Raw genomic sequence first — 25,913 nt, 5'->3', positions numbered from 1 at the left:
GTGGTCAGGGGGCGGCAGCCGGTTGCGTCGGCGTAGCTGCAGCGGCCACGTCGTCGGCCTTGTTGTGCAGGCCCTGCAGGTAGCTCGACAGCGCCTGCACCTCCTGCTCGCTCAGCTTCTGCGCGACCGTGGCCATGATCTGGAAGTGTGCCTTGTCGGTCTCGTTGGTCTGGCCGGCCTGGTACTCCTGCAGGCGGCGCGCGACATAGCTGGCGTGCTGGCCACCGAGATGCGGATAGGCCGGGCCGGGATTGCCGGCACCGCTGGGGCCATGGCAGGCCATGCAGGCCGGCAGGCCGCGCTTGGCATCGCCGCCGCGGTACAGCTGCTGGCCGATCTCGTAGAACTTCATGCCCTTGTAGGGGCCCTCGGTGACCGCCGTGTCATCGGCGATGCCGGCGTTGGCTTTCTGCGTGGCGAAGTAGGCGCCGATATCACGCATGTCCTGCGGGGTGAGGTTCTGCACGAACGGCACCATCGCCACTGCTGCGCCGGAACTGCGCTGACCATTGGCGATCAGCGCCATCTGCTGGGCCACGTAGCGTTCGCTCTGGCCGGCAATGGACGGATACATCTCCACCGTGGAATTGCCGTCGACGCCATGACAGGCCGCGCAGGCCGAGGCCTTGGCCTGGCCGGCCTTGGCATCGCCCCAGTGGGTCTTGCTGAAATCCACCTCCAGCGAGGCGGTATTGATCGGCCCGTTGTCGGGCAGCGGGGTCAACGTGGTCTGCGCGAACGCAGCAGCGGCAACGACTACAGCAGTGGCAAGGGCGGATACGGCAAGAACGCGAGCGTGGCGCATGCTGAAGCTCCGTATGGACCGGGCCGGGCGGCGGCCGCCGGCATCGCCCGGATTATCAACGCCGTTTCTGCGCACGGTCAACGCAGCAGTGCAGCAAAATGGCCGCAGCGGCCGCCGGCACGGGCGCGCGGCGCCGCAACATGCGATCCTAGGCACATGTCATTGCTCATCGAACGCGCCCGTTACCACCTTTCGGCCCACAACGTGCGGCAGCTGCCGCCCGACGAAGGGGCTGAAGTGGCCTTCGCCGGCCGCTCCAACGCCGGCAAGTCCAGTGCGCTCAACGCGCTGACCCGCCAGAACGCCCTGGCCCGTGTCTCCAAGACCCCTGGCCGCACCCAGCAGCTGGTGTTCTTCCAGGTCACCCCGGAAGCGCATCTGGTCGACCTGCCAGGTTACGGCTACGCCAAGGTGCCGCTGGACCTGCAGGCGCACTGGCAGGCCTTCATCGACAAGTACTTCCGCACCCGCGAAGCCCTGAAGGGGCTGGTGGTGGTGATGGACATCCGCCATCCGCTGAAGGACTACGACCGGCAGATGCTGTCCTACGCCGTGCAGCGCGGCCTGCCGGCGCACGCGTTGCTGACCAAGGCCGACAAGCTCAGCCGCAGCCAGCAGATGCAGTCCCTGCAGAAGGTGCGCAAGGAACTGCAATCGGCCTACGGTGACAGCGTCAGCGTGCAGGTGTTCTCCGGCGAAGACCGTACCGGCGTGGACGAAGCCCGCGGCGTGATCGGCGGCTGGCTGGGGCTGGAGTAAGGCATCCCCTGCCTTCCTGTAGAGCCGAGCCTACGCTCGGCTGTGGAATCCCGGCACGCTGAGCGCGGTAGCCGAGCATGGGCTCGGCTCTACACGGGTCATTTCAACGGCGAATACTCCGCCGGCACCCACGCATAGGCCTTGCCCTCGCCACGCACATGGCCCAGGCCGGGGAACGGCAGGTGCGCACCGGCCACCCACCAACCATTGGCCGTGGCCTGCTGCAGCAGACTGCGACGGCTGGCGGTGGCCGCCTTGCGGTCCGAATCCGCCTCAAATGCCGCTTCCGGATGCGCGAACTGCACCGCGTGGAAGTGCAGCACATCGCCCCATACCAGCAGTGACTGGCCCTGGCTGTCGAACCGGTAGGAGACATGGCCGGGGGTGTGGCCATGGGTGTCCATCGCCACCGCGCCGCCGGGCAGGGCATCGCCGGGGCTGAAGGTGCGCAGGTGGCCGCTGGCCTGATACGGCGCCACCGCGTTGCGTGCCAGCGGGAAGGCGAAGCGCACGCCCTTCGGCGCGGTGGCCTCGCTGGCCGGGTTGAGCCAGTAATCGGCATCGGCCCTGGACAGCCACACCGTGGCATTGGGGTAGGCCGGCGTACCCTGCGCGTCGAGTACGCCGCACAGATGGTCCGGATGGGCGTGCGTCAACAGCACCTCGTCCACCTCGGCCGGATCCACGCCGGAGGCGCGCAGATTGCCCAGCACCTGGCCCAGGCCGGGGCCAAAGCACTGCGCGGTGCCGGTATCGACCAGGGTCAGGTGGTTGCCTTGGCGGATCAGGAACGCGTTGATCGCGGTCTGCAGGCCTTTCTTGTCTTCGGGCACGTAGCGGCCTTCCAGCAGGCGGCTGACCAGGGTGGGCGGCACGTCCACCACTTCCTGCCGGCCCAGCGCGACCACGCCATCGAACAGGGCGGTGACCTGCAAGGCGCCGACGCGCAGGTGGTAGACGCCCGGTACCTGTCGGGTGGGGGCGGGCGAGGTGGCTTCGGCCAGCGCGGCCAGCGGCAGGGAGGAGAGAGCCAGCAGCAGGGCGGAGCGAAGGGGAAGGTGGCGCAGGGTCATGAGGGGTCTCGGTGGATGACGGGCGGTTCCGTTGGCCTAGCGTGCCGTGGCTGGCGTGTGCGCGGCGCTCAAACCACTACGTGGAATGCTCAGGGAAGGGGGGCTGCAGGGCTGCGCCCTGCACCCGCAGAGGCAACGGCAACAGCCGAAGCAACAGCAACAGCCGAAGCAACAGCGACAGCGGGCTATCCGTGGGATGGCGGGGTGGGTCCGGTTGCGGGGGCCGCTGCAAGTACGTCCCTGTAAGCTCGGTCGCCGCATCCATGCGGCTCACGCCCCCGCAACCGGACCCACCCCGCCTTCGACAGTTTTCCGCGATCTGTTGGAACGACGTATTGCCTCGGTGGGTGTCGACCTTGGTCGATACAGTAGATCCACGCCATGCGTGGATGACTCATTCGATATCTGACAGATGTGTCGACCAAGGTCGACACCTACCAACAGCCGCGCGGAACAAAGCCGCAGTTGCCAACAGCCGAGTGAACCTGTCGAAGGTGGGGCGGTGTGGGTGGGCAGGACCGTTGGCGCCATGGATGGCGCCATCGAGCCCCCAGGGACGGGTTTACGGCGTGTCCTGCCCACCCACACCGCCCCGCCATCCCACGGAATGCACGCTGTTGCTGTTGCTGTTGCTCCGGCTCTTGCACTCGCTTCGGCGGGTGCAGGGCGCAGCCCTGCCGAACCCCCTCAAATGTCTGTGGGAGCCAGCCCGTACTGCTCGGCGAAGCGCTTGCTGAAACTCGCCACAGACCGATAGCCCGCGCGTGCGGCCACGGTCTTCAACGGCAGGTCCGTGGTGTAGAGCAGCTGCATGCCATGCGCCAGCCGGGCCTCGGTGAGCAGCTGGCGCAGGCTGGTGTCCTCGGCCGCCAGGCGACGGCGCAGGGTCGCGCCGCTCAGCGCGAACAGCGCTTCCACATCACGCGATTGCCAGTCGCGGGCCGGTTCGGCGGCGATGCGGTCGCGGATCTGTTCGCCCAGGCTCGGCGCCTGCGGCAGCAGCAGGTTGCCGTGGCCCCGCCGGCACAGGGTCAGTACCAACGAGGCCAGGGCCAGCCGCGCTTCGCTGTAACGGCCGTCCTGCAGCGATTGCCGCCACTGGCGCAGCACCGCGCCATGATCGATCAACGGCAGTCGCGCCATCGCATGACCAGCGGCGGGAAGCTCCCCGCTCCACAGCGTGCGTGCGGCCGCCAGCACTTCGGCACACAGCGGCACGATGGCGCTGAGGTAGCGGCCACTGCGTGGGTCGGGGGTGTTGACTACATCGATGCGGCATCGCTGGGTCAGCAGCAGGATGTCGCCGGGGATGAACTCCAGCGACTGGTGCGCGGTACGCACCTGCTTGCGGCCTTCCAGCAGGATCGCGAACTGGGGTTGCGGAATCTCCACCGAGCTGGCGCCATGTTCGCGCCGAGCGGTGATGCACGCATAACCTTCGGCGCGTGCGCAGCCGGCCAGACTGGCCATCTCGGCCAGCAGTGCGGTAACTGGCGGCAGCATGCCGGTCATGTCACCTGGGCGCCGAACAGGCGACCGACGCCTGCAGCGGCGGCCATTGCCAGTGCACCCCAGAACATCACACGCATTGCGCCGCGTACCGGCGGGGCGCCGCCGGCCTGGGCTGCCACCGCGCCGGTCAGGCACAGGCCGAGCAGGGTACTGGCCGTGGTCATCAGTGCGACCTTGTCGACCGGCGCCAGCAGGGCGGCCAGCACTGGCAGCGCCGCACCGCAGGCGAACGCACCGGCCGAGGCCAGCGCTGCCTGCAGCGGGCGGGCGCGCAGGGTATCGGTGATGCCCAGTTCGTCGCGCGCATGCGCGCCCAGCGCATCGTGGGCGGTGAGCTGTTCGGCTACCTGCCGGGCCAATGCAGGTTCCAGGCCACGGTGGCGGTAGATCGCAGCCAGCTCTTCCAGCTCGCTGTGCGGGTTGTCGCGCAGTTCGCGCTTCTCCATCGCCAGGTCGGCTGCTTCGGTGTCGGCCTGGGTCTGCACCGACACATACTCGCCGGCAGCCATGGACATCGCGCCGGCTACGGTGCCGGCCACGCCGGTGGCCAGAATGGTTGCAGCCGAGGCGCCGCTGGCCGCCACGCCAACCACCAGCCCGGCCACCGAGACGATGCCATCGTTGGCACCCAGCACGGCGGCGCGCAGCCAGCCGACGCGTTCGGAGCGGTGCAGTTCGGGGTGTCGTGAATGGCGGCTCATGACGTTGAGTGTACGAGGGTCAAGAGGGCGTCGGTAGGATGCTGAAACCCGTCACCGTCGCATGACGCAACGGGGTGCCACGCTATAGTGCGCCCTTGCGATGGAAGGCCGCGAGCCCCACATCCCCCGCCACCGTCCAGCGAGCCTCTCCCTTGTCGAGCCCCAGCCACGTCGCCGATACCCCCATTACCGACCGCTCGCAGCTGGTGGAGGTGATCGCCTCCGGCGAGAAGCCCCGCGCGCAGTGGCGCATCGGCACCGAGCACGAGAAGTTCGGGTTCCGCCTGGATGACCTGCGCCCGCCGACCTTCGAGGGCGAGCGCGGCATCGAAGCGCTGCTCAACGGCCTGGTCCGCTTCGGCTGGGAGCCCGTGCAGGAGAACGGCAGCACGATTGCCCTGCTGCGCGATGGCGCCTCGGTGACGCTGGAACCGGCCGGCCAGCTGGAACTGTCCGGTGCGGCGCTGGAAACCATCCACCAGACCTGCGTGGAGACCGGCACCCACCTCAATGAAGTGGCGCAGGTGGCCGGCGAACTGCAGCTGGGTTTCCTCGGCATGGGCTTCCAGCCGAAGTGGAAGCGCGATGAAATGCCGTGGATGCCCAAGGGGCGCTACAAGATCATGCGCTCGTACATGCCCAAGGTCGGTTCGCTGGGCCTGGACATGATGACCCGCACCTGCACGGTGCAGGTGAACCTGGACTACGCCACCGAAGCGGACATGGTGAAGAAGTTCCGCGTGTCGCTGGCGCTGCAGCCGATAGCCACCGCGCTGTTCGCCGATTCGCCGTTCACCGAAGGCAAGCCGAACGGCTACCTGAGCTACCGCTCGCACATCTGGACCGACACCGACGCCGACCGCACCGGCATGCTCGACTTCGTGTTCGAGGATGGTTTTGGTTACGAGCGCTATGTCGACTACCTGCTCGACGTGCCGATGTATTTCTCCTACCGCGATGGCATCTACCACGACGCCAGCGGGCAGAGCTTCCGCGATTTCATGCAGGCCAGGCTGCCGGTGCTGCCGGGTGCGCTGCCGACGCTGCGCGACTGGTCGGACCACATGACCACCGCGTTCCCGGAAGTGCGCCTGAAGAAGTACCTGGAAATGCGTGGTGCCGATGGTGGCCCGTGGAGCCGCCTGTGTGCGCTGCCGGCATTCTGGGTGGGCCTGTTGTATGACGACACCGCATTGGATGCCGCCTGGGACCTGGTGCGTGACTTCACCCTGGCCGAGCGCCATGCGCTGCGTGACGGCGTGCCGAAGCATGCGATGAACCTGCCGTTCCGCAATGGCACCGTGCGTGACCTCGCCGGCGAGGCGGTCAAGATCTCGGTGGAAGGCCTCAAGCGTCGCGCCGCACGTAATGCCGATGGCCAGGACGAGAGCAAGTTCCTGGACGTGCTGCAGGAGATCGTCGAATCCGGCCTGACCCCGGCCGAGCGCAAGCTGGCGCTGTTCCATGGCCGCTGGCACGGCGACGTCGATCCGGTGTTCCGCGAGTTCGCGTACTGACCGTCATGCGGGGTTGCCGGCTAGCGGCCGGCACTACCCAAAAGAAAAACCCCGGCATTGCCGGGGTTTTTCATTTCCAGATCCGTCTTGGCTCAGGCCGCGTTCTTCAACGTCGCCATGTCGATCACGAAGCGGTAGCGCACATCGTTCTTCGCCATGCGCTCCCAGGCTTCGTTGACGTTCCTGATGTCGATCATCTCCACATCGCTGACGATGCCGTGCTCGGCACAGAAGTCCATCATTTCCTGGGTTTCGGCCATGCCGCCGATCGCCGAGCCGGTCAGGTGCTTGCGGCCGAAGATCACGCTGCCACCGGTCAACGGCGGGTCCAGTTCGGTCAGCACGCCGACCAGGCACATGGTGGCTTCACGCTTGAGCAGGCCCATGTACGGATTGGTGTCATGGCTGACCGGGATGGTATTGAGCAGGAAGTCGAAGCTGCCGGCGTGCGCCTTCATCTGCGCCGCATCGCGCGAGACCAGCACCTCATCGGCGCCCAGGCGCTTGGCATCGGCGCCCTTTTCCGGGGTGGTGGTGATCATCACCACGTGCGCACCGAGCGCCTTGGCGAACTTCACGCCCATGTGGCCGAGGCCGCCGAGGCCGATCACGCCGACCTTCTGGCCCGGGCCGACCTTCCAATGGCGCAGCGGCGACCACGTGGTAATGCCGGCGCACAGCAGCGGTGCGGCCGCCTTCAGGTCGAGGGTGTCGGAAACCTTCACCACGAAGCGCTGCTCGACCACCACGTGGTCGGAATAGCCGCCGTAGGTCGGTGCGCCGCTTTCGCGTTCACGGCCGTTGTAGGTCCAGGTCGCGCCCTCGGCGCAGTACTGCTCCAGGTCGTGCTGGCAGGCGTCGCAGTGGCGGCAGGAGTCGACCATGCAACCCACGCCGGCGTGGTCGCCGACCTTGAAGCGGGTGACGTTGCTGCCGACCTCGGTGACGCGGCCGATGATCTCGTGACCCGGCACCATCGGGTAGATCGAGCCACCCCAGTCGTCGCGGGCCTGGTGCAGGTCGGAGTGGCAGATGCCGCTGTAGAGGATCTCGATGCGCACATCGTCCGGGCCGACCGCGCGGCGTTCGAACTCATAGGGGACCAGCGGGGCGGTATGGGAATGGGCGGCGTAACCACGGGCGAGGGACATGGGGAATCCTTGGCAGGGTTTATCGAAAGGCGCTTTACAATACGCCGCGTTCGCAATGGCAAGAAGCGTGGATATCGGCATGATTCATCAAGTGGAACTGCACAATCATGGCCACTGACAATCTCACCCACCTGGCCGCGTTCGCCGCAGTCGCCCGCCACCGCAGCTTCCGCCGCGCCGGTGCCGAGCTGGCGCTGTCGACCTCGGCAGTGAGCTATGCGATCCGCGCGCTGGAAGAACGGTTGGGGGTGGGCCTGTTCCATCGCACCACCCGCAGCGTGGCCCTGACTGAGGCCGGGCAGCGCCTGCTGGAGCGCCTGCAGCCGGCGCTGGGCCAGGTGCATGACGCGCTGGAAGAGATGAACCAGTTCCGTGCCGCCCCGGCCGGCCTGCTGCGCATCAACGCCACCCGCGCGGCGGTACCGACCCAGTTGGGGCCGCGACTGGCGCGCTTCCTGCACGCTCACCCCGACGTGCGGGTGGAGCTGACCGAGAACGATGGCCTGGTCGACATCGTCGCCGAGGGCTACGACGCGGGCGTGCGCCTGCACGAGTTCGTGCCCGAGGACATGGTGGCGGTGCCGATGGGGCCACCGCTGCGCGGGCTGATTGTCGGCTCGCCGGACTACCTGCGGCGACACCCGGCACCACAGCATCCGCGGGACCTGGCGGCACACGAATGCATCCGCTTCCGCTTCGCCAGCGGGCATCTCTACAAGTGGCAGTTCGAGCGTAGCGGGCAAGCGCTGGAGATCGATGTGCCGGGCCGGCTCACGTTGAGTGAGCAGGGCACCGTCGTGGGTGCAGTGCTTGATGGCATCGGCCTGGCCTACGTGCTGGAAGACACGGCGCGGCCGTATATCGAATCCGGCCAGATGGTGGCAGTGCTGGAAGACTGGAGCGAACCGTTCGCCGGCTTCGCGCTGTACTACCCGAAGCAGCGGCAGATGCCCGGTGCGCTGCGCGCGTTCGTGGATATGCTGCGCGAATGAGCTGCGATGGATGATGTGGTGCCGACCAACGGACGGCACCCACCACCCACTGTCGTCCATGCGCGGATGGGGCAACCCTACGGCACCCGCAACACCGGCGCCAACAACGCCATGCACTCACGCAGGTGCACCTCCACCGGCGCATCCTCGGCCACCACGCCGATCACGCGTTCGCGCAGCGGCTCGGCCACGGCCATTGCCAGGATCAGTCGCGCCATGCGTGCGGAATCCCCCTCACGCAGCAGCCCACGCTGCTGCTGCCGTTCCAGCCAGTCAGCCAGCAGCGCTCGGCCGCGTTCGATGCCATTGTCCAGATAGGCCTGCAGCAGCGCATCCTTGCCGGGGAAATCGGTAGCCAGCAGCCGGAACACCTGCACCGCCTGCGCCGACAGTGCCTGCGTGCACACCGCCTGCAGGATGTCCTGCAGCAACGGCAGCACCTCGTCGGCACCGTGCGCATCGCGCTGCAGCTGCGGCGCGAAGCCGTCGGTCCATTCGCGCACCGCAAGCCCAACCAGTTCCTCGCGATTGCTGGCGTGGCGATACACCGTCTTCTTCGCCACCCCGGCGTGCGCCGCCACCGCTTCGATGGTGGTGGCCTCGTAACCCTGTGCCAGCAGCAGCTCCAGGGTGGCCTGCAGTACCGCGTGGCGGACTTCCGCCTCCGGGCGCACAGGGCGGCCGCGGCGGCGGGTCGGCGTTGTGGACTCGGACAGGGTCGTGCTGTTCATTGTGCCCATCTTACCGCATCCGGCTAATTGAGAAACGCATAACGTTTCCGTATTGTCGGGTCTCCCAACACCGCAGGAGACCCCGATGGATACCGCTGTGAACGCACGCGCCTGGCTGGACCACCACGATCTGCTCGACCCGGCGCCGATGCACCTGGAGACCGGCATCCAGCGCCGCGAAGACGGCACCCTGCTGGTGGCGGTGCGTAGCGATCTGCACGGCTGCAAGGGCCGCATGCTGGACTGGTGGTTCACCTTCTTCGAGACCACCCAGCACATCCGCTGGTGGCATCCGGTCGATCATGTCGAGCATCGCGGCTGGGACGCGGCGTGGCAGCGCGGGCGCAGCTACCACGGTGCCAGCATCCATGCGGTGGAATCGCTGGCCGACATTCCGCCGGTGGCGGCACGCCTGAAGTTCCATGACCCGCGCACGCTGCTGGTGCCCCAGCGCCTGCAAGCGGCACAGGATGCAGGCGATGTATCGGCGGTGATCGCCGCGCGCATGGGCTTCGGCGACCACGTCCGCCTGGATGCAAACGGTGATCCCTGCGACGGGCAGATGCTGCACGTGGCGCGTGATACGCCGTTTGGCTGTGTGCTGCGCAGCCGCTTCGTGCTCGGCCTGGACAGCGCCGATCCGCACCGCGACGCCGGCGATGCGGTCGGCCTGGGCCTGCTCAAGCACTGCTATACGGAGTTCAGTTTCCTCTCGCGCTTGCTGCCGTCGCTGTACTACGGCGAGCGTGCCAATGGCGAGGCAGTGCCATTGCCGTGGTGAGTGGTGCAACGGTCATTCGACCAGCGCGTCGTAGCCTTCAGCACTGAACTGGATCAGGCAGAAGCCGTGGCCGAACGGATCGGCCAGCACGGCGATGCGTCCCCAGCGACGCTCGCGCACGGACTGCTCGAGCATCGCTCCGGCTGCGACTGCACGTACCAGCGCGGCATCGATGTCATCCACTACCCAATCCAGGTGCAGCGGCGTCCAATGGCGCTCGTAGTCGCGCACGTCGCCGTCTTCGGTGGCGGCGCTGCCGGCGTCGTTGTGCAGCAGGTAGAGCGGCGTTGGCCCACCGAGCAGCTCCACGGCACCCGGGCCGAGACGGCGGCCGATGCGCAGGCCGAAGGCCCGGATGTAGAAGTCTTCGGCGGCGGCCAGGTCGGGGACGTCGAGGTTGACGATGAAGCTGTGGGCAGTGGCGTTCATGGCAGCGATGGGTGGCATCCGGTGGTCGCAGTCTAGTCCTGCCGCGTGCTGTGGCCGGTTCATCTCCTGCGCGGATTCGGGCAAGCTGGGCGGTCTCTATCGACAAGGACATCCATGAGCGCGCTATCCGGCATCGAACAGGCCACCGGCCAGTCCTTCCCGCCCCTGTTCAAGCAGTTGCACGCAGCGGGTCGGTTGAGTTGGGGTGCTCCCCATCCGGAATGGTCCGAGGTGGTATTCCCGACGCTGCAGGCGGATCCGCCGGTGCTGCTGTACGCCCAGGACTACGAGCCGTTGGAACACGACGAGCTGCTGGAGGCGTGGCAGGAGCTGACCGCCGAGGATCATTACAATCCCCTGCGTCCCGACCTGCAGCTCCTGCCGTTTGCGCGGACCGGCGGCGGCGACAGCTACTGCTTCTGGAGCAACGCGCCCGGCTTTGCCGAGCCCCCCGTCGTGCTGGTGTGGCATGACGATGATCGTGCCGATGTGCTGGCCGCCAACTACCAGGATTTCCTGTTCCGCAAGATGGTCGAAGCCGTTGCCGACTACCAAGCGCCGTATACGCTGCTGTCGCACGGCGAGCTGGCCGGCAATCTGCAGCGCTGGTTGCAGTCCCACCAATCCTTCCTTCGCGACGACCAGTACGCGGCGTTGCAGCAGCTGTTTGCCCGCGTTGACGATATTGAAGAAGGAAACATCAGCGAAGACGACGCACAGGCCATCGTCGTTGAAGTGATCGGCTGCGAGCGGTTGGACGAGTCGTTCGCGTACGTGCGCGAGGATGCCTGAGGACATGGGTCGGAGCCCCGCCGGCGGCGGGGATCCGACACCGTGCGGGATCAGCCTGCGGCCGGGTAATCGAGGTAGCCTGCCTCGCCGCCCCCGTAATAGGTGCTGCGGTCCGGCGTGGCCAGCGCGACGTTGCGCTGCAGGCGCTCGACCAGATCCGGGTTGGCGATGAACGGCTGGCCAAACGCGGCCAGGTCGATGGTGCCCGCTTCGACCAGCTGCAGGGCGCGTTCGCGGGTCATGCCACCTGCCAGGATGACGGTGCCGCCGTGGGCCTGCTTGAACTGCCGCAGGAACACCTCGCCCAGCACCGACTGGCCCGCCTGCAGGTTGTCGTTGAGATGCACATAGGCCAGGCCGCGCTTGCCCAGCTCCTCGGCCAGGTACAGGTAGGTGGCCTCGTTGTCGGGGTAGAACGGCATGTCGAAGGTGAGGTTGTTCGGCGCCAGGCGCACGCCGATGCGCTGCGCACCAATGAGCTGGGTCATCGCATCGACGGTCTCCAGGATCAAGCGCGCACGATTGGGCAGCGAGCCGCCATAGCGGTCCTCGCGCTGGTTGATGAGAGGGTTGAGGAACTGTTCGAACAGGTATCCGTTGGCGGCATGCAGTTCGATGCCATCGAAACCGGCGGCGATGGCGTTGTCGGCGCCGCGCGCGAAGTCGCCGACGATGCCGGGGATCTCTTCGGTGGCCAGCGCACGTGCCGGGGTGGGATCGGCGTGGCCGCGGCTGCCGTCGTCCAGATAGACGAACGAGGTGTTCTTCGGTGCGCTGGCGACCGGCCGGGTACCGGCGCTTACCGGTTGACCACCGTCGGGCTGCAGCGAGTAATGCGACATGCGGCCGACGTGCCAGAGCTGGGCGAAGATCGTGCCCTGTGCGGCATGCACCGCCTCGGTGACGAGCTTCCACCCGGCAACCTGCTGGGCCGACCAGATACCCGGCACGTCGATGTAACCCTGGCCCTGCGGCGAGACCGGGGTGCCCTCACTGATGATCAGGCCGGCGCTGGCGCGCTGCCGGTAGTACTGCGCGGTGAGTTCATTGGCCACCGCGCCGGGGTTGCGGGCGCGGGTCATCGGGGCCATCACGATGCGGTTGCGCAGGGCGATGCCTGCCAGATCGAAGGGGCGGAACAGGGCGGCGGTCATGTCGGTCATCTTGGTGCGGGGAGGAGGCGCCAGCGGCGCGATGCACACAGAATGGAGTTGACATGCAGGCGCATAAAGCGCTTCGATCTCCCTAGGTGCGGGACTATTTGTCCCCAATGGAGCGCGATAGATGCTGCCGCTGGAATCATTGAATGGCCTGGTCACGTTCGTTACCACGGCCCGCTCAGGCAGCTTCACCGAGGCTGCCGACGCGCTGGGCATCTCACGCTCGGCGGTGGGCAAGGCCATCGCCCGGCTGGAAGCGCGGCTGGGCGTGCGCCTGTTCCACCGCACCACGCGGCGCATCGCGCTGACCACCGACGGCGAAGCGTACTACGCATCGTGTGCGGCGGCGCTGGAAGAAATCTCCGCCGCCGAGGCCTGCCTGGGGTCGGCCGGCCTGCCCAGCGGACGGCTGCGCATCGACATGCCATCCTCGTTCGGGCGCCTGGTGGTGCTGCCGGTGCTGCTGCGCCTGTGCCGGCAATACCCGGACCTGCAACTGACGATGACCTTCACCGATCACTTCGTCGATCCGGTCGAAGAGGGCATCGACCTGCTGATCCGCTTCGGCGGATTGCACCAGGCCGAGCATCTGGTCGCGCGCCGGCTGGGTCGCCAACGACTGGTCACCTGCGCATCGCCGGAGTACCTGCAGGCGCATGGCGTGCCGGCCACCGTGGAGGATCTGGCGCAGCACCGCAGCGTCGTTGGTTTCCGCCACGGCCAGCCGGTGGCGTGGCGGATCGGCAGGGACGATGCCGAGGGAACGTTCATCCCGAATGCGACCTACCAGCTCAACGATGGTGACGCGGTGATCGATGCGGCCATCGCTGGGCTGGGCATCTGCCAGATGCCCGTTTCACTGGTACGCCGTCATCTGGAATCCGGGGCGCTGCAATCGGTGCTGGATGCGCACATGCAGCGGCATATCGACATCCATGCGCTGTGGCCACCGACCCGCCACCTGCGGCCCAAGGTGCGCTACGTGGTGGATGAGCTGGCGCGGTTGGCGGCTCAGGGCGTGTTTGATTGAGCGTAGGGCATCAGTAGTTGATGATCCGGGCGGACGTGTCTTCGCCTTCCTGAAGTGCTTCAAACACCTCGGCCAGAAGCGCGATCAGATCGTGCCCATGTGAGGTGACGAAGTAGGTCGCCAGGCTGTCGATGTCGCCAGCGATATCGTCTCCCCACGGTGGACGCTGGGTTCTATCCTCGAACGACCATATGACACGGGCTGGCGCAAGCTCGGCCAGCTCTCGGCGGACCCTATGTAGTTCGGCCAGCGCGGCGGCAGCATCTGATTGCTGCAGTCTGCCGGCGTATAGCTGATTCAAGAGGATTGGGAATCGACTTCCCCAGCCATTCGGCTCCAGGTTGCCGGATATGGTCGAGAAGAAGGCATGGAGAAACGCGCCACTGCCGATCTCATCGGTGATGCGCCCGAGTTGGATGCCAACACCCATTGTCTGGTTCCTGATTCTGCCGATCCTACAGCATGCCCCGATGCATTAACGGTAGAAGCGTAATTGCTGTAATTGATTGATATGAAAGGATTCAACGGCACTATTGCGGAGGCGGGAGATGCCATTTCCGTCACTTTGCCAATACGCATGTATACTATCCCCCAGTATAGTTCCGAGCTGGCCCGCCATGCCGCACTCCCCCGAAGAGAAGAAGAAGGTCCTGGCCCGCGTGCGCCGCATCCGCGGCCAGTGCGATGCGCTTGACCGCGCGCTGGAAGCCGGCGCCGACTGCGGGCCGGTGCTGCAGCAGATCGCCGCCATCCGTGGCGCGGTCAACGGCCTGATGTCCGAGGTGATGGAGGCCCATCTGCGCGAGGAATTCCGCCAGCCCGCCGCCTCCGACGAACAACGCGCCGAACGCGTGCGCGACATGAGCGCGTTGATCCGCTCGTACCTGAAGTAAACGACGGCGCAACATGGCGCCGCCCATCCTGTCATTGCCTGTCTCTGGAGAGTCCACCCATGAAATCCCGTGCCGCCGTCGCCTTTGGTCCCGGCCAGCCGCTGCAGATCGTCGAGATCGACGTCGCCCCGCCGAAGAAGGGCGAAGTGCTGGTGAAGATTACCCACACCGGTGTCTGCCACACCGATGCGTTCACCCTGTCCGGTGATGACCCGGAAGGCCTGTTCCCGGTGGTGCTGGGCCATGAAGGCGCCGGCATCGTGGTGGAAGTGGGCGAGGGCGTGACCAGCGTCAAGCCGGGCGACCACGTGATTCCGCTGTATACCGCCGAGTGTGGCGAATGCCTGTTCTGCAAGAGCGGCAAGACCAACCTGTGCGTGGCCGTGCGCGCCACCCAGGGCAAGGGCGTGATGCCCGACGGCACCAGCCGCTTCAGCTACAACGGCGAGCCGCTGTACCACTACATGGGCTGCTCGACCTTCAGCGAGTACACCGTTGTGGCCGAAGTCTCGCTGGCGAAGATCAACCCGGACGCCAACCCGGAACACGTCTGCCTGCTCGGCTGTGGCGTCACCACTGGCATCGGCGCGGTGCACAACACCGCCAAGGTGCAGGAAGGCGACAGCGTGGCGGTGTTCGGCCTGGGTGGCATCGGCCTGGCGGTGATCCAGGGTGCGCGCCAGGCCAAGGCCGGCCGCATCATCGCGGTGGACACCAATCCGTCCAAGTTCGAACTGGCGCGCGAATTCGGCGCCACCGACTGCATCAACCCGAAGGACTTCGACAAGCCGATCCAGCAGGTCATCGTGGAAATGACCACCTGGGGTGTGGACCACAGCTTCGAGTGCATCGGCAACGTCAACGTGATGCGCGCGGCGCTGGAATGCGCGCATCGTGGCTGGGGCCAGAGCGTGGTGATCGGCGTGGCCGGTGCCGGGCAGGAGATCTCCACCCGCCCGTTCCAGCTGGTGACCGGGCGCAAGTGGATGGGTACCGCCTTCGGTGGCGTGAAGGGCCGCAGCCAGCTGCCGGGCATGGTCGAGGACGCGATGAAGGGCGATATCGAACTGGCGCCGTTCGTCACCCACACCATGGACCTGGACAGGATCAACGACGCCTTCGACCTCATGCATGAAGGCAAGTCGATCCGTTCGGTGGTCCATTACTGAGCCGCGTCATGGGCTGGTTCGATACCTTGCGCAGGCCGCGTGCGGAAGATCCGCGCGCGGCCTTGGTGGCGCCAATCGAGCAGGCGTTGCGCGCGCTGGGCTGGGTCGACGGCGAGGTGGGTCCGCCGCGCGCAGTGGACTCACCCTTCGGCATTGATGAAATGCCGTTCGAGCAGTGGCTTGCGCAGGTATTTCTGCCGCGCCTCTACGAGGCCCGCGTCGACGGTCAGTGGCCACCGCGCAGCGACGTGGCGGTGGCGGCGTACCGCAATCTGGATGGCCAGCCTGGCGTCGAATCGTTGCTGCGCCTGCTGGCACAGCTGGATGAACTGATCAACCAAGGCATCCACGCCGGGCGTGGATAAGCCGACCAAGGTCGGCATCTACCAGAAGCACGCGTGCGCTGACGCGCCGCGCAGGAGAGCACCATGGAACGCATTGAACACCGCGCCTGTTTCGGCGGCTGGCAGGACGTGTACCGCCATCATTCGACCACGCTGGGCTGCGACATGCAGTTCGCCGTTTACCTGCCACCGCAAGTGGAAACACAGAAGCTGCCGGTGCTGTACTGGCTGAGCGGCCTGACCTGCACCGAGCAGAATTTCATCACCAAGGCCGGTGCGCAGCGCTATGCAGCCGAGCACGGCGTAATCATCGTTGCGCCGGATACCAGCCCGCGCGGCGATGATGTGGCCGATGCCGAAGGCTACGATCTCGGCAAGGGAGCGGGGTTCTACCTCAGCGCCACCCGTGCGCCCTGGGCGGAGCACTACCGCATGCATGATTACGTGGCGCAGGAGCTGCCGGCGCTGATCGAGGCGAACTTCGCGGTCACCGATGCGCGCGCGATCAGTGGCCATTCGATGGGCGGCCATGGCGCGCTGCTGATCGCGCTGCGCAACCCCGGGCGCTATCGCAGCGTGTCGGCGTTTTCGCCGATCGTCGCGCCCAGCCACGTGCCGTGGGGGCAGAAGGCCTTCCATGCCTATCTGGGCGACAACCCGGCCGACTGGGCGCAATGGGATGCCTGCGAGCTGATCGCTATGGCTGACGAGCGCCTGCCGCTGCTGGTCGACCAGGGCGAGGCGGACGAGTTCCTGCAGACCCAGCTGCAGCCGCAGCGCCTGCAGCAGGCCTGCGCGGCCGCCGGCCATCCGCTGACCCTGCGTCTGCAGCCGGGCTACGACCACAGCTACTACTTCATCGCCAGCTTCATCGGCGAGCACATCGCCCACCACGCCCGCGCCCTGCAGGGCTGAGCGCGTTCCGGTGGTGCCGGCCGCTGGCCGGCACCACCGGAACGCCCAGGGATTCCCCGGGATTGCCGGCCAGCGGCCGGCACTACCATGGCGGCGCACGCGGAGTGTCGTTTTGCCGCAGTGGATCACGCCGCTGTGGCATGCCGGCGCGCTATGGTGCGGCCATACGGCCTTGCGGATCGGGGGGATGCATGCCGGTAGTGATGGCGCTGCTGTACGTGCTCTGCCATGGGCTGGCCGTGGCGTTCTGGCCGAGCCCGGCGGGCGTGGGCTCTTTCCTGTTCCTGACCGGCGCACCGCTGCTGGCCGCCGCCGCGTGCCTGGTGCGGGCGCAACGTGACCGCGCCGCTCTGGGCTGGCGTTCTACCGCGATGGCACTGCTGCTGTGGGCCGGCGGCATGACGTTCAACATGGTGGATGCGCTGGGCGCTGGCCGGGCTGACTTCACCCCACGCATCAGCCTGTTGTTGTACGTGCTGTATGGCGTGCCGCTGGTGTTCATCCTGGCCCGGGCACGCCGCGAGCGCCTGAGCATCAGCCTGATCGACGCGGCGATGGCGGCGCTGCTGGGTGTGCTGTTCTTCGTGCACACCGCATCGTTCGCCGCCCGTGTCGAGGTCGACGCCCATGCGATGTCCAACATGCAGCGCATGTTCGATATCCAGAACCTGTGTATCGCCGCGTTCGCCGTGGTGCGATGGCTGGCCGGCGACGTGCCCGAACGGCGCAGGTTCTTCCGTGCACTGGCGTTGTACGCACTGGCCTATCTGCTGGTGGCCTACTACATCAACCACTACACCTCCGATGATGCATTCGGTGCGTTCAACGATCTGCTGATCGACGTACCTTTTCTGCTGATCGCCTGCCTGGCGCTGGAAACGGCGCCGCACACAGGCACTGCGGCACACCCGCGGCTGGCGAGGACGGTGCAGGCCGCTGGTCCGATGATCCTGCCATTGCTGCTGCTGGTGGTCGGCACGCTGGTGGTCGATCATGCGCGGCCGTTGGCTGTCGCGGGCTTCGTCGTAGCCACCCTTGGCTTCGGCCTGCGCAGCGTGTTGCTCCAGGCGGATCTTCTGGAACGCCAGGCAGCACTGGATCAACTGGCGCGGCAGGATGGCCTCACCGGCGTGGCCAACCGTCGCGAATTCGACGCACGGCTGACGTCCGAGTGGAATCGCGCACGGCGCAGCGGCACCGAGCTTGGCCTGCTGCTGGTGGATATCGACCACTTCAAGGCCTTCAACGACCAGCACGGCCATCCGGCCGGTGATCGTTGCCTGCAGGCGGTGGCCGGGGTGCTGAAGGCCATAGCCGGTCGCGGCGGTGACAGCGTTGCGCGTTATGGCGGTGAAGAGTTCGCCGTCATTGTGCCCGGAAGCCCGTTGTCGGGCGTGCTGGCGCTGGCCGAGCGGCTGCGCGAAGCGGTCGAAGCGCTGCCATTGCCGGAAGGCCCGGTCAGCATCAGCGTCGGCGTGGGTTACCTGCATCCGCCGGCGCTGGCCAGTGCCGATCAGTTGCTGGCAGACGCCGATGCCGGCCTGTATGCCGCCAAGCGGGCTGGCCGCAACCAGGTGGTCCTGCACGCACACGTGCTGGATGACGAGGGCAACGCGCACGGAACGATGGACTGCTGAGCGGACCCGCCCGTCACGCGCTGCTGCCCATTGCCGCCAAACCGCCTCATCCTGTTCGGCCAGGCCAATCCGGTTCGCCGCTGGTCGTACAGAACCAGCCTGTTGGGCGGCCACCCGTCCAGCGACATCGCGCTGGGTAGTGCCGGCGTGGCCTCAACGCACGTCGCGTAGTTCCCAGTGGTGGCCGGCCAGCAGGCGCAGGCGCTGCTTGAACACGTCACTGTCGATACGGGTGGTGGCGACCAGGTTGATGCGCAGGTCCTTCTGCTCGCCGGTCACGGTGGCGTCCGGATCGGTCACGCCCCACTGCGGTTCCACCGCGTCCGGGTCGGGCTGCTTGGCCTTCCAGCGCTCGAACAGCGTGCCGCTGCGCAGGGCATCCTGCAGCTCTTCGGCGAAACCGGCGGCGCCCTGCGAGTGGAAGGACAGGTCAGGGTCATTGCCACGGGCCTTGGACGGGTCGGGTAGGCTGATGTGGTACTGCGCAGGCATGAAGTTCTCCTTGAAGTGCGGCAAGACTGGCACAACCGCAGTGGAATCGATGTGCAGATTCCGGCCGTGGCCAGCGCTCATTCGAACCGATGCGGCCCATCGGCGAAGCCTACGGTGACCGCGCCCTTGCCGACGTTGACCATGCCGGTCAGGCTCATCACCGATTCGTACACGGTCACGCCATGGGTGGCGCAGACCTCTTTCAGCTGTGCGTAGCCGGGCAGCGTGCGCAGCTCGTCCAGTTCTCCGCCGTAGCTGACGCACACCGTCGGTGTCATCAGCCCGGCACGCACGCGCTGGCCGACCACCGCGAACAGCTTCTGCACGGCATTGTCGAAGCCCTTGATCTTGGCCACCGGCCCGGTCTCGCCGCGGTAGCCGTGCAGCACCGGCTTGATGTCCAGCGCGCTGCCCAGCGCCGCACTGAGCAGGCCGACACTGCGGTCGCCCTTGTGCCGTGCGCGCGCACGCATGTAGTACAGATCACGGGTGACCATATAGCCGTGCACGTTGCCGGACAGTTCCTCCAGCCGCTCGCGGATCTGCTGCACGCTGGCGTTGCTCTCGCGCAGGCGCACGGCTTCCACCGCCGTAACCGCCTGCGCGGCGAACAGGTTCTGGGTATCGAGCACGCGCAGCGCGAACGGTGAGTTGTAGCCTGCCGCCTGGCGCACCGGCTTGTAGTCGTTGAGGATGGCGAAGCTGGCCTGCAGCGCGTTGTCATGGATCGGGCTGCGGGTCTTGGTGATGGTCATGCAGAACACGTGGTCGTAATCGATGACCAGCTGCTGCAGGAACAGGTCGCGGATCTGGTTGACGCTGAAGGGAATGGTTTCCGCCTCGGCGCCGTGTTCGGCCACGTGCGCGTGCAGGAAGCTCAGCGTGGCCTGCTCATCGCGGTGATCGGCCAGCACGGCTTCGCCGATGCGGACGGTGATCGGCAGCAGCACGATGTTGTGCTCGGCAATGAAGTCCTGCGGCAGGTCGCAGGCCGAGTCGACGACGATTCCGATGCGCATCCGCGGCTCCCCCTCCAGGGCGGTTGTAGGTTCGGAAACGTGAAATCTATCTCAATTCTGGCGTGGCGCGCGAGGGAAATGCGCCAGGCCCTGTTCAGCGACTGCGCTGCACGGCCACCGGAAGTTCGGCCAGGCGCTGCCACTCGGGCTGATGCAGCAGGGCGGCATCGGCCAGCACGGCGGCCATCAACGGATGGGCGTCGTTGCCCCAGAACAGTTCGTCATCAATGGCCAGGGTTGGTACGCCGAACACGCCGGCAGCAATGGCGGCCTCGGTGTTCCTCCGCAGCTGCTCCTTGGCCGCGGGGGCCGCGATGGCGCTGGCGACATCCTCGATCCCCAGCCGCGCAGCCGGTTCGCGCAGGGCCTCGGCGCTATCGGCGGCATTGCCGTCGCGCCAGATCCAGTCGAACAGCACGTCCACCGCCTGCACGCTGCCACCGGCGGCCAGGCACAGCCGCAGGGCAGACAACGGGTTGAACGGGTGGCCCGGCGGGAACCGCAGCGGTGTTCCTTCGGCCTGCGCAGTCCACAGCAGCTGGCGGTACATGAAGCGGCGCTTGGCCGGAATCTCGGCCGGCCCGAGGTTGCCCAGGTGATGCAGCACGGCACCGAAGGCGATCGGCACGGTCTGGATCTGTGCGAACTGGGGTAGCTGCTTCAGCTTCTGCCAATGCAGGTAGGAATAGGGCGAGACGAAGTCGAAGTACCAGCGCAGGGTGGCCATGCAGGTTTCCTTGAATAACTGGAGGTCAGGGCTGCGCGTTGCGCTGCAGGTAGCGGTCGCGCAGTTCGGTCTGGCGCGAGCGCATCGGCATCGCCCGGCCGCCCAGCCAGACCTGTTCGGCATAGTGCGCCACGTCCAGCGGGTCGCCCTCCCACAGCACCAGGTCGGCACGCTTGCCCGGCTCGATGCTGCCGATCTGGTCGGCCACGCCGAACGCCTGCGCCGGCACCCGGGTCAGGCCGGCCAGGCCGTCGGCCCAGGGCAAACCGTTGGCCACGGCATTGCCGGCCAGCTGGCGCATCTTGCGGGCGTTGTGCGAGGCGTCGCCACGCTGCACGAACGAGACCGCCACGCCGGAACGTTGCAGGCGTGCCGCATTTTCCAGGGTGGCGCCGATCTGGTCGAAGCTCGCCGGCAGGTTGGACAACACATCGACGAACACCGGTACCTGTGCGGCGGCCAGCTCCGGCGCCAGCTGCCAGGCTTCGCTGCCACCGGCGATGGCGATCTTCACCTTTTCGCGGGCGGCCCAGCGCAGCAGCTGGCGAATGTCCGCCGCGCGGTCCACCTCCACCACGATGCGGCCGTGCCCGGCCAGGTAGCGGCTGAGCGTGCGGCGCCCGGCCGGCGTCAGCAGCGCGTGCGGTGAGTCCGCGGCAACCTGGCCACGCGCCTCGTCCACCATCTGCTGCAGCAGCATCCATTGCGCTGCACGCGACTGCCCGGTCAGCTCCACTGCGGCCGACCCCAGGCGCAGGAACAGCGCGCGCGGCCCGAGGGGATCGGCGCTGCCGTCCAGCCGCATCACGCCACCCTGGCCTGCAACGAAGCCGCCGCCGGTGGCCGCCCCCAGGGCGGTGAAGCCGATGCCGTCCAGGCGTGCCACCGGGATCAGCACCGAGGCCGGGTTGTACGCCAGGGTGACATCGAACTCGGGGCGCAACGGTTGTTCGCCGATCTTCAACGTGCTGTCGACCGTGCTCGCTTCACCGGAGACCTCTTCGATGCCGATCTCGGTGATGCCCCCGAACAGCGCCGGTGTCAGCGGGCGGCCATCGGCCTCGACCACGCTGGCCCCGGCCGGGGCGGACAGCCCGCTGCCGACTGCGCGGATGATCCCGCCCTGCACCAGCACATCGGCGTGCTGCAGGCTGCCGCGCGTGCTGGCCGTATGCACGGTCGCGTTGCGCACCAGCAGGTCCTGCGCCTGCGCGGATGCGGAGAGGCAGGCCAGCACCATGACCGTAGCGCCGAGCCATGCCCGGCGACGCTTGTTCAACGCGCCCATCAGTGCACCTCCTGGCCAAGCTGGAAGTCGGAACGTGGCGTGGCCGCAGGTGCGCTGCGGTCGTACAGGCGGCGGCCGTCGATGAAGACCTGCTCGGCCAGCGCGTAGGAACTGAAGGGGTTGCCGTTCCAGACCACCACATCGGCCATCTTGCCCGCCTCCAGAGTGCCGGTCTGGCCTTCAATCCCCAGCGCCCTGGCGGCGTTGGCAGTCATCCAGGTGATGGCGTGCTCGGGGGTGATCTCCGGCATGTGGGCGCGGCGCGCGGCGGCGATCACCTTGGCCGCTTCCTGGTTCAGGCGCTGGATGCCTTCGGGTGAATCGGAATGGACGATGGCGCAGCTGTTCTTCGGCCGATCGACCAGTGCGATGTTCTCCGGAATGCCGTCGAAGGCTTCCATCTTGAAGCCCCACCAGTCGGCCCACAGCGCGCCGCAGACGCCGTCGGCGGCCAGCCGGTCGGCCAGCTTGTAGGCCTCCACGCCGTGGTGGAAGGCGGCCACCTTGAAGCCGAATTCCTTGGCCAGGTCGAGCATGGTGGCCATCTCGTCGGCGCGGTAGCAATGGATATGCACGCGGATGTCGCCCTCGATCGCACCGGCCAGCGTGTCCAGCTTGAGATCGCGCTTGCCGCCGGCATCACCGGCGCTGTCGCCCTTGTCGCTGCCGAACCAGCCCTTGCGCTTGGCCGGCTTCGGTTTGTTCTTGGCGATGTAGTCGGCGGCATCGATGAAGGCGGCGCGGTAACCGGCAACGTTGCCCATCCGCGTGGCCGGAGCGACGCCCTTGCCTCCGCCGTACACCCGCTTCGGGTTCTCGCCGCAGGCCATCTTCAGTCCCCACGGTGCGCCGGGAAACTTCATCGCCTGGTAGGTGATGGCGGGGACGTTCTTCAGGGTCACACCACGACCACCGACCAGGTTGGCCGAGCCCGGCAGCACCTGCATGCTGGTCACGCCGCCGGCCAGTGCGGTGGCGAAACCCGGGTCCTGCGGCCACACCGAGTGCTCGGCCCAGACGTTGGCGGTAACCGGCGCGGTCATCTCGTTGCCGTCGCTGTGCGCGCCGACGCCCGGGCTGGGGTACACGCCCAGGTGCGAGTGCACGTCGATCAGGCCCGGAGTGACCCACTTGCCCTGCGCATCGATGCGGGTGACACCAGCATCGGCCTGCAACTGGCGGCCGACGGCAACGATGCGGCCCTCGCGCAGCAGCACGTCGGCGTTGTCCAGGCGCTGGCCGGTGCCGGTCAGCACGGTGGCGTTCTGGATCAGTACCGGCGCATCGGGATGGGCCTGGTAGGTGCTGGGGTAGGGATCGGTGACAAAGCGCGACGCCCCCACCGCAGGCGCGGTGCTCAATGAAAGCAGTGCCAGTGCCACTCCGGCGCGCAACAACGACGATGCCATGCAGTTCCCCTCGCAACGTGATCCAGTCGCCGACGCTAGCCGGGCGGTGGTGGGCTTGCCAAGTGACCTTCTTCACAGGTGCATCGGCAGTGCCTCGACGGGGCCGCCCGGCTGGCTGAAAATAGCCGGTTCCCACGTCGTGCACCGGACCACCGCCCATGAAGAGCAAGCAGGAAATCGTCGACAACTGGCTGCCGCGCTACACCGGCGTGCCGCTGGACCAGTTCGGCCAGCACATCCTGCTGACCAACTTCGGCGGTTACCTGCACACCTTTTCCGAGTTGACCGGCGCGCCGGTCATCGGCCTGGACCGGCCGATGGCCAGTGCCACCATCGATGGCATCACCATGATCAACTTCGGCATGGGCAGCCCCAATGCCGCGATCATCATGGACCTGCTGTCGGCAGTGATGCCCAAGGCGGTACTGTTCCTGGGCAAGTGCGGTGGCCTCAAGCGCAAGAACCAGCTGGGTGACCTGGTGCTGCCGATCGCAGCGATCCGTGGCGAGGGTACCTCGGGCGATTACCTGCCGCCGGAAGTCCCGGCGTTGCCGGCGTTCGCGCTGCAGCGTGCGGTGTCCACCATGATCCGCGACCGCGGCCACGACTACTGGACGGGCACTGTCTACACCACCAACCGCCGGGTGTGGGAACACGACGAGGGCTTCAAGGAGCGGCTGCGGGCGATGCGCTGCATGGCCATCGACATGGAAACGGCCACGGTATTCGCCGCCGGCTTTGCCAACCACATCCCCAGTGGCGCGCTGCTGCTGGTGTCGGACCAGCCGATGATCCCGGACGGGGTCAAGACCGAGGCCTCCGATGCCAAGGTCAGCTCCCAGTTCGTGGAAAACCATATCCAGATCGGTATCGAGGCGCTTAAGCTTATCCGGCGCAACGGCAAGTCGGTCCGCCACCTGCGCTTCGACGAATGATGATGAAGGCCGGACGCGGGGCGTCCGGGCCTGGGAGTAGGTAATGGACGTTGCCGCGCAAGTGGTGGAATTCTGGAAGGAGGCGGGCCCTGCGAAGTGGTTCGCCCGCGACGACGCGTTCGACGCGCAGTTCCGCCAGTTGTTTCTGGATGAGCATTTCGCCGCCGCTTCGCGTGGGCGTGAACACTGGCTGGGCAGTGCCGAGGGCGCACTGGCGCTGATGCTGCTGCTGGACCAGTTCCCGCGCAACTGCTTCCGCGGTACTGCCCATTCCTATGCCACCGATGGCCTGGCCCGGCACTACGCCATGCGCGCCATCGAGGAAGGCCTGGACCTGCAGCTGGTACCGAAGCTGCGCGCCTTCATCTACCTGCCGTTCGAGCACTCCGAGGACCCGTTGGACCAGGACCGTTCGGTGGCGATGTTCGATGTGCTGGGCGACAAGGAATACCTGCAGTACGCCGAGCTGCACCGCGACATCATCCGTCGCTTCGGGCGCTTTCCGCACCGCAATGCCGTGCTGGGCCGCATCCCCACCCCGGAAGAACTGGATTACCTGGCCGAAGGCGGTTTCGCCGGGTAGATCCACGCCAGGCGTGAATGCAGAAAACGCCGGCGAATGCCGGCGTTTTCTGTACTGGAGTCAGAGCCGCTTCCTGCGGCAAGGGCTCTGACCCCATGCTGCGGCCGATCAGTACTTCGGCACGCCGTTGTCGACGTCTTCCGACCATGCATTGATGCCGCCGGTGACGTTGAACACCTTGGTGAAGCCCAGCGCACGGAACTGTTCGGCGGCCTGCGCGCTGCGGCCACCGTGGTGGCACATGAAGGCCAGTGCGGTGTCCTTGGGCAGGGCTTCCAGCTCGGCACGGCCGTTGCCGTCGAAGGTCTTGAACGGCACGCCCACCGCAGCGATCTCGCGCTCGTCGGCCGGGCGCACGTCCACCAGGGTGATGTTGCCGGCACGCACCAGGTCGTCGGCATCGCGCACGCTGATTTCCTGCACCGGCTTGGGCGCATTCGGGTTGTCGATGGCCAGGCCCTTGCCGCGGATGTCGTCCACCCAGTCGATGGTGATGCCGTTGGCGCGACGCGCGCTGGCCAGGTCGAACTGCACGCGCAGGCCGTTGGACTCGGCGGCGATGGCGCTTTCGTCGTGGGGGGCCAGCTGGAAGTTGGGCTGGAAGCGGGCGTCGATGGTCAGCTGCAGGGCCGCGCCCGGGGCATCGGCCAGCGCGCCCTTGAGCATTTCCACGGCCGCCGGCGTGACGGTGATGCTCGGCGGGGTACGGTCCGGTGCCGGCAGCCCCAGCACGCTGCTCAGCTCGCCGCTGGCGGCCATCTGCAGCACGATGTCGCTGCCGCCGACCAGTTCGCCGTCGATGTACAGCTGCGGAATGGTCGGCCAGTCGCCATAGGCCTTGATGCCTTCACGGATTTCCTGGTCGGCCAGCACGTTGACGTGGGCGAACTCGACGCCCAGGTCCTGCAGGGCGCCGACGGCCTTGGCCGAGAAACCACACTGCGGCATCGACGGCTGGCCCTTCATGAACAGCACGACGCGGTTGGCGTTGAGGATGGATTCGATGCGCGAACGCAGGGCGGGATCGAGGGACATGGACGTCGGGGTTCCGGGAATTCGAATCATCAAT

At 67.0% G+C, this 25,913-nt stretch carries 28 protein-coding genes; 13 read left to right on the top strand and 15 right to left on the bottom strand.

Annotated features, from left to right (window positions below; genetic code table 11):
• Positions 1 to 4: 4 nt before the first annotated feature.
• Positions 5 to 805, bottom strand: a complete 801-nt coding sequence (locus AC5P6A_RS12070; RefSeq protein WP_019660638.1) for a c-type cytochrome — start codon at positions 803 to 805, stop codon at positions 5 to 7.
• 156 nt (positions 806 to 961) lie between these two features.
• Between AC5P6A_RS12070 and yihA the strand changes: the two genes are divergently transcribed.
• A complete protein-coding gene (gene yihA, locus AC5P6A_RS12065) occupies positions 962 to 1,564 on the top strand; it encodes a ribosome biogenesis GTP-binding protein YihA/YsxC (RefSeq protein ID WP_005411022.1) in 603 nt (200 codons plus the stop codon).
• Between the two features lie 98 nt (positions 1,565 to 1,662).
• Here the strand turns inward: yihA and AC5P6A_RS12060 are convergent, their stop codons facing one another.
• The 3 genes from AC5P6A_RS12060 to AC5P6A_RS12050 form a co-directional block, all read right to left on the bottom strand.
• Positions 1,663 to 2,637: an MBL fold metallo-hydrolase gene (locus AC5P6A_RS12060; protein ID WP_346715098.1), complete on the bottom strand. Its 975-nt coding sequence runs from the start codon at positions 2,635 to 2,637 to the stop codon at positions 1,663 to 1,665.
• 687 nt (positions 2,638 to 3,324) lie between these two features.
• A complete protein-coding gene (locus tag AC5P6A_RS12055; protein ID WP_111098043.1) occupies positions 3,325 to 4,149 on the bottom strand; it encodes a helix-turn-helix transcriptional regulator in 825 nt (274 codons plus the stop codon).
• The gene (locus AC5P6A_RS12050; protein ID WP_134735874.1) at positions 4,146 to 4,850 is read right to left on the bottom strand and encodes a VIT1/CCC1 transporter family protein; all 705 of its coding nucleotides are present in this window, start codon (positions 4,848 to 4,850) and stop codon (positions 4,146 to 4,148) included. Before AC5P6A_RS12050 ends, AC5P6A_RS12055 begins: the two co-directional genes overlap by 4 nt.
• Before the next feature lie 152 nt (positions 4,851 to 5,002).
• On the opposite strand from AC5P6A_RS12050, the gene AC5P6A_RS12045 reads away from it, so the two are divergent.
• The gene (locus AC5P6A_RS12045; protein WP_019662096.1) at positions 5,003 to 6,367 is read left to right on the top strand and encodes a glutamate--cysteine ligase; all 1,365 of its coding nucleotides are present in this window, start codon (positions 5,003 to 5,005) and stop codon (positions 6,365 to 6,367) included.
• Positions 6,368 to 6,459: 92 nt separating this feature from the next.
• Here AC5P6A_RS12045 and AC5P6A_RS12040 read toward each other — a convergent pair whose 3' ends face one another.
• Positions 6,460 to 7,518, bottom strand: a complete 1,059-nt coding sequence (locus AC5P6A_RS12040; RefSeq protein WP_061479602.1) for an NAD(P)-dependent alcohol dehydrogenase — start codon at positions 7,516 to 7,518, stop codon at positions 6,460 to 6,462.
• A gap of 107 nt (positions 7,519 to 7,625) precedes the next feature.
• On the opposite strand from AC5P6A_RS12040, the gene AC5P6A_RS12035 reads away from it, so the two are divergent.
• Positions 7,626 to 8,510, top strand: coding sequence for a LysR family transcriptional regulator (locus AC5P6A_RS12035; RefSeq protein WP_019336462.1), 885 nt, complete (start codon positions 7,626 to 7,628; stop codon positions 8,508 to 8,510).
• Between the two features lie 77 nt (positions 8,511 to 8,587).
• On the opposite strand, the gene AC5P6A_RS12030 is transcribed toward AC5P6A_RS12035, so the two are convergent.
• Positions 8,588 to 9,250 carry a TetR family transcriptional regulator gene (locus AC5P6A_RS12030; RefSeq protein ID WP_180878054.1) on the bottom strand — a complete coding sequence of 221 codons (663 nt, stop codon included), beginning with the start codon at positions 9,248 to 9,250 and terminating at the stop codon, positions 8,588 to 8,590.
• 76 nt (positions 9,251 to 9,326) lie between these two features.
• On the opposite strand from AC5P6A_RS12030, the gene AC5P6A_RS12025 reads away from it, so the two are divergent.
• Positions 9,327 to 10,022, top strand: a complete 696-nt coding sequence (locus AC5P6A_RS12025) for a DAPG hydrolase family protein (protein ID WP_180878055.1) — start codon at positions 9,327 to 9,329, stop codon at positions 10,020 to 10,022.
• Between the two features lie 12 nt (positions 10,023 to 10,034).
• On the opposite strand, the gene AC5P6A_RS12020 is transcribed toward AC5P6A_RS12025, so the two are convergent.
• A complete protein-coding gene (locus AC5P6A_RS12020) occupies positions 10,035 to 10,451 on the bottom strand; it encodes a VOC family protein (protein WP_180878056.1) in 417 nt (138 codons plus the stop codon).
• 114 nt (positions 10,452 to 10,565) lie between these two features.
• Here AC5P6A_RS12020 and AC5P6A_RS12015 point away from each other — a divergent pair, with 114 nt between their 5' ends.
• Positions 10,566 to 11,243: an SMI1/KNR4 family protein gene (locus AC5P6A_RS12015; protein WP_134731670.1), complete on the top strand. Its 678-nt coding sequence runs from the start codon at positions 10,566 to 10,568 to the stop codon at positions 11,241 to 11,243.
• Between the two features lie 50 nt (positions 11,244 to 11,293).
• On the opposite strand, the gene AC5P6A_RS12010 is transcribed toward AC5P6A_RS12015, so the two are convergent.
• On the bottom strand, positions 11,294 to 12,397 hold the full coding sequence (locus AC5P6A_RS12010) for an oxidoreductase (RefSeq protein ID WP_180878057.1): 1,104 nt from the start codon (positions 12,395 to 12,397) through the stop codon (positions 11,294 to 11,296).
• 130 nt (positions 12,398 to 12,527) lie between these two features.
• Between AC5P6A_RS12010 and AC5P6A_RS12005 the strand changes: the two genes are divergently transcribed.
• Positions 12,528 to 13,433: a LysR family transcriptional regulator gene (locus AC5P6A_RS12005; protein WP_227844078.1), complete on the top strand. Its 906-nt coding sequence runs from the start codon at positions 12,528 to 12,530 to the stop codon at positions 13,431 to 13,433.
• Between the two features lie 10 nt (positions 13,434 to 13,443).
• Here AC5P6A_RS12005 and AC5P6A_RS12000 read toward each other — a convergent pair whose 3' ends face one another.
• Positions 13,444 to 13,863 (bottom strand): Imm70 family immunity protein, encoded by a 420-nt coding sequence (locus AC5P6A_RS12000; protein ID WP_019662087.1) that lies wholly within the window; start codon positions 13,861 to 13,863, stop codon positions 13,444 to 13,446.
• A gap of 187 nt (positions 13,864 to 14,050) precedes the next feature.
• Here AC5P6A_RS12000 and frmR point away from each other — a divergent pair, with 187 nt between their 5' ends.
• From frmR to AC5P6A_RS11975, 5 genes are all read left to right on the top strand, one after another.
• A complete protein-coding gene (frmR, locus tag AC5P6A_RS11995; RefSeq protein ID WP_180878058.1) occupies positions 14,051 to 14,326 on the top strand; it encodes a formaldehyde-responsive transcriptional repressor FrmR in 276 nt (91 codons plus the stop codon).
• 59 nt (positions 14,327 to 14,385) lie between these two features.
• Positions 14,386 to 15,495: an S-(hydroxymethyl)glutathione dehydrogenase/class III alcohol dehydrogenase gene (locus AC5P6A_RS11990; RefSeq protein ID WP_019662086.1), complete on the top strand. Its 1,110-nt coding sequence runs from the start codon at positions 14,386 to 14,388 to the stop codon at positions 15,493 to 15,495.
• Between the two features lie 8 nt (positions 15,496 to 15,503).
• Positions 15,504 to 15,860: a YqcC family protein gene (locus AC5P6A_RS11985; RefSeq protein WP_346715097.1), complete on the top strand. Its 357-nt coding sequence runs from the start codon at positions 15,504 to 15,506 to the stop codon at positions 15,858 to 15,860.
• Positions 15,861 to 15,923: 63 nt separating this feature from the next.
• The gene (gene fghA / locus AC5P6A_RS11980) at positions 15,924 to 16,754 is read left to right on the top strand and encodes an S-formylglutathione hydrolase (protein WP_180878059.1); all 831 of its coding nucleotides are present in this window, start codon (positions 15,924 to 15,926) and stop codon (positions 16,752 to 16,754) included.
• Between the two features lie 191 nt (positions 16,755 to 16,945).
• Positions 16,946 to 18,391 (top strand): GGDEF domain-containing protein, encoded by a 1,446-nt coding sequence (locus tag AC5P6A_RS11975; RefSeq protein WP_171952647.1) that lies wholly within the window; start codon positions 16,946 to 16,948, stop codon positions 18,389 to 18,391.
• A gap of 153 nt (positions 18,392 to 18,544) precedes the next feature.
• On the opposite strand, the gene AC5P6A_RS11970 is transcribed toward AC5P6A_RS11975, so the two are convergent.
• From AC5P6A_RS11970 to AC5P6A_RS11950, 5 genes are all read right to left on the bottom strand, one after another.
• Entirely contained in the window at positions 18,545 to 18,883 is a 339-nt protein-coding gene (locus AC5P6A_RS11970) for a hypothetical protein (RefSeq protein ID WP_006469105.1), read from the bottom strand.
• A 77-nt stretch (positions 18,884 to 18,960) separates the two neighbouring features.
• Positions 18,961 to 19,902, bottom strand: coding sequence for a DegV family protein (locus AC5P6A_RS11965; protein WP_021203930.1), 942 nt, complete (start codon positions 19,900 to 19,902; stop codon positions 18,961 to 18,963).
• A gap of 94 nt (positions 19,903 to 19,996) precedes the next feature.
• Complete coding sequence (locus AC5P6A_RS11960) at positions 19,997 to 20,629, bottom strand: 2-hydroxychromene-2-carboxylate isomerase (protein WP_346715096.1); 633 nt, start codon at positions 20,627 to 20,629, stop codon at positions 19,997 to 19,999.
• Positions 20,630 to 20,654: 25 nt separating this feature from the next.
• On the bottom strand, positions 20,655 to 21,917 hold the full coding sequence (locus tag AC5P6A_RS11955; RefSeq protein WP_019662079.1) for an amidohydrolase family protein: 1,263 nt from the start codon (positions 21,915 to 21,917) through the stop codon (positions 20,655 to 20,657).
• Positions 21,917 to 23,326, bottom strand: a complete 1,410-nt coding sequence (locus tag AC5P6A_RS11950) for an amidohydrolase family protein (RefSeq protein WP_164144677.1) — start codon at positions 23,324 to 23,326, stop codon at positions 21,917 to 21,919. The genes AC5P6A_RS11955 and AC5P6A_RS11950 overlap by 1 nt, the downstream gene beginning before the upstream one ends.
• Positions 23,327 to 23,484: 158 nt before the next feature.
• On the opposite strand from AC5P6A_RS11950, the gene AC5P6A_RS11945 reads away from it, so the two are divergent.
• Together AC5P6A_RS11945 and AC5P6A_RS11940 are read left to right on the top strand one after the other, a co-directional pair.
• Entirely contained in the window at positions 23,485 to 24,261 is a 777-nt protein-coding gene (locus tag AC5P6A_RS11945) for an AMP nucleosidase (protein WP_058983588.1), read from the top strand.
• A gap of 43 nt (positions 24,262 to 24,304) precedes the next feature.
• Complete coding sequence (locus AC5P6A_RS11940) at positions 24,305 to 24,844, top strand: DUF924 family protein (RefSeq protein ID WP_006384394.1); 540 nt, start codon at positions 24,305 to 24,307, stop codon at positions 24,842 to 24,844.
• A 108-nt stretch (positions 24,845 to 24,952) separates the two neighbouring features.
• On the opposite strand, the gene grxD is transcribed toward AC5P6A_RS11940, so the two are convergent.
• A complete protein-coding gene (gene grxD / locus AC5P6A_RS11935; protein ID WP_026347276.1) occupies positions 24,953 to 25,879 on the bottom strand; it encodes a Grx4 family monothiol glutaredoxin in 927 nt (308 codons plus the stop codon).
• Positions 25,880 to 25,913: the final 34 nt, after the last annotated feature.

Source organism: Stenotrophomonas sp. YJH_SMC_20 (genome assembly GCF_059367845.1).
Note: the sequence above shows the minus strand (reverse complement) of the source record. Positions and strands in the feature narration are given on the sequence as shown.

Bases quoted from the DNA above. Each gene is read 5' to 3' on its own strand.
- AC5P6A_RS12070 (WP_019660638.1), bottom strand. From the start codon at position 805: ATGCGCCACGCTCGCGTTCTTGCCGTATCCGCCCTTGCCACTGCTGTA.
- yihA (WP_005411022.1), top strand. From the start codon at position 962: ATGTCATTGCTCATCGAACGCGCCCGTTACCACCTTTCGGCCCACAAC.
- AC5P6A_RS12060 (WP_346715098.1), bottom strand. From the start codon at position 2,637: ATGACCCTGCGCCACCTTCCCCTTCGCTCCGCCCTGCTGCTGGCTCTC.
- AC5P6A_RS12055 (WP_111098043.1), bottom strand. From the start codon at position 4,149: ATGACCGGCATGCTGCCGCCAGTTACCGCACTGCTGGCCGAGATGGCC.
- AC5P6A_RS12050 (WP_134735874.1), bottom strand. From the start codon at position 4,850: ATGAGCCGCCATTCACGACACCCCGAACTGCACCGCTCCGAACGCGTC.
- AC5P6A_RS12040 (WP_061479602.1), bottom strand. From the start codon at position 7,518: ATGTCCCTCGCCCGTGGTTACGCCGCCCATTCCCATACCGCCCCGCTG.
- AC5P6A_RS12035 (WP_019336462.1), top strand. From the start codon at position 7,626: ATGGCCACTGACAATCTCACCCACCTGGCCGCGTTCGCCGCAGTCGCC.
- AC5P6A_RS12030 (WP_180878054.1), bottom strand. From the start codon at position 9,250: ATGGGCACAATGAACAGCACGACCCTGTCCGAGTCCACAACGCCGACC.
- AC5P6A_RS12025 (WP_180878055.1), top strand. From the start codon at position 9,327: ATGGATACCGCTGTGAACGCACGCGCCTGGCTGGACCACCACGATCTG.
- AC5P6A_RS12020 (WP_180878056.1), bottom strand. From the start codon at position 10,451: ATGAACGCCACTGCCCACAGCTTCATCGTCAACCTCGACGTCCCCGAC.
- AC5P6A_RS12015 (WP_134731670.1), top strand. From the start codon at position 10,566: ATGAGCGCGCTATCCGGCATCGAACAGGCCACCGGCCAGTCCTTCCCG.
- AC5P6A_RS12010 (WP_180878057.1), bottom strand. From the start codon at position 12,397: ATGACCGCCGCCCTGTTCCGCCCCTTCGATCTGGCAGGCATCGCCCTG.
- AC5P6A_RS12005 (WP_227844078.1), top strand. From the start codon at position 12,528: ATGCTGCCGCTGGAATCATTGAATGGCCTGGTCACGTTCGTTACCACG.
- AC5P6A_RS12000 (WP_019662087.1), bottom strand. From the start codon at position 13,863: ATGGGTGTTGGCATCCAACTCGGGCGCATCACCGATGAGATCGGCAGT.
- frmR (WP_180878058.1), top strand. From the start codon at position 14,051: ATGCCGCACTCCCCCGAAGAGAAGAAGAAGGTCCTGGCCCGCGTGCGC.
- AC5P6A_RS11990 (WP_019662086.1), top strand. From the start codon at position 14,386: ATGAAATCCCGTGCCGCCGTCGCCTTTGGTCCCGGCCAGCCGCTGCAG.
- AC5P6A_RS11985 (WP_346715097.1), top strand. From the start codon at position 15,504: ATGGGCTGGTTCGATACCTTGCGCAGGCCGCGTGCGGAAGATCCGCGC.
- fghA (WP_180878059.1), top strand. From the start codon at position 15,924: ATGGAACGCATTGAACACCGCGCCTGTTTCGGCGGCTGGCAGGACGTG.
- AC5P6A_RS11975 (WP_171952647.1), top strand. From the start codon at position 16,946: ATGCCGGTAGTGATGGCGCTGCTGTACGTGCTCTGCCATGGGCTGGCC.
- AC5P6A_RS11970 (WP_006469105.1), bottom strand. From the start codon at position 18,883: ATGCCTGCGCAGTACCACATCAGCCTACCCGACCCGTCCAAGGCCCGT.
- AC5P6A_RS11965 (WP_021203930.1), bottom strand. From the start codon at position 19,902: ATGCGCATCGGAATCGTCGTCGACTCGGCCTGCGACCTGCCGCAGGAC.
- AC5P6A_RS11960 (WP_346715096.1), bottom strand. From the start codon at position 20,629: ATGGCCACCCTGCGCTGGTACTTCGACTTCGTCTCGCCCTATTCCTAC.
- AC5P6A_RS11955 (WP_019662079.1), bottom strand. From the start codon at position 21,917: ATGGGCGCGTTGAACAAGCGTCGCCGGGCATGGCTCGGCGCTACGGTC.
- AC5P6A_RS11950 (WP_164144677.1), bottom strand. From the start codon at position 23,326: ATGGCATCGTCGTTGTTGCGCGCCGGAGTGGCACTGGCACTGCTTTCA.
- AC5P6A_RS11945 (WP_058983588.1), top strand. From the start codon at position 23,485: ATGAAGAGCAAGCAGGAAATCGTCGACAACTGGCTGCCGCGCTACACC.
- AC5P6A_RS11940 (WP_006384394.1), top strand. From the start codon at position 24,305: ATGGACGTTGCCGCGCAAGTGGTGGAATTCTGGAAGGAGGCGGGCCCT.
- grxD (WP_026347276.1), bottom strand. From the start codon at position 25,879: ATGTCCCTCGATCCCGCCCTGCGTTCGCGCATCGAATCCATCCTCAAC.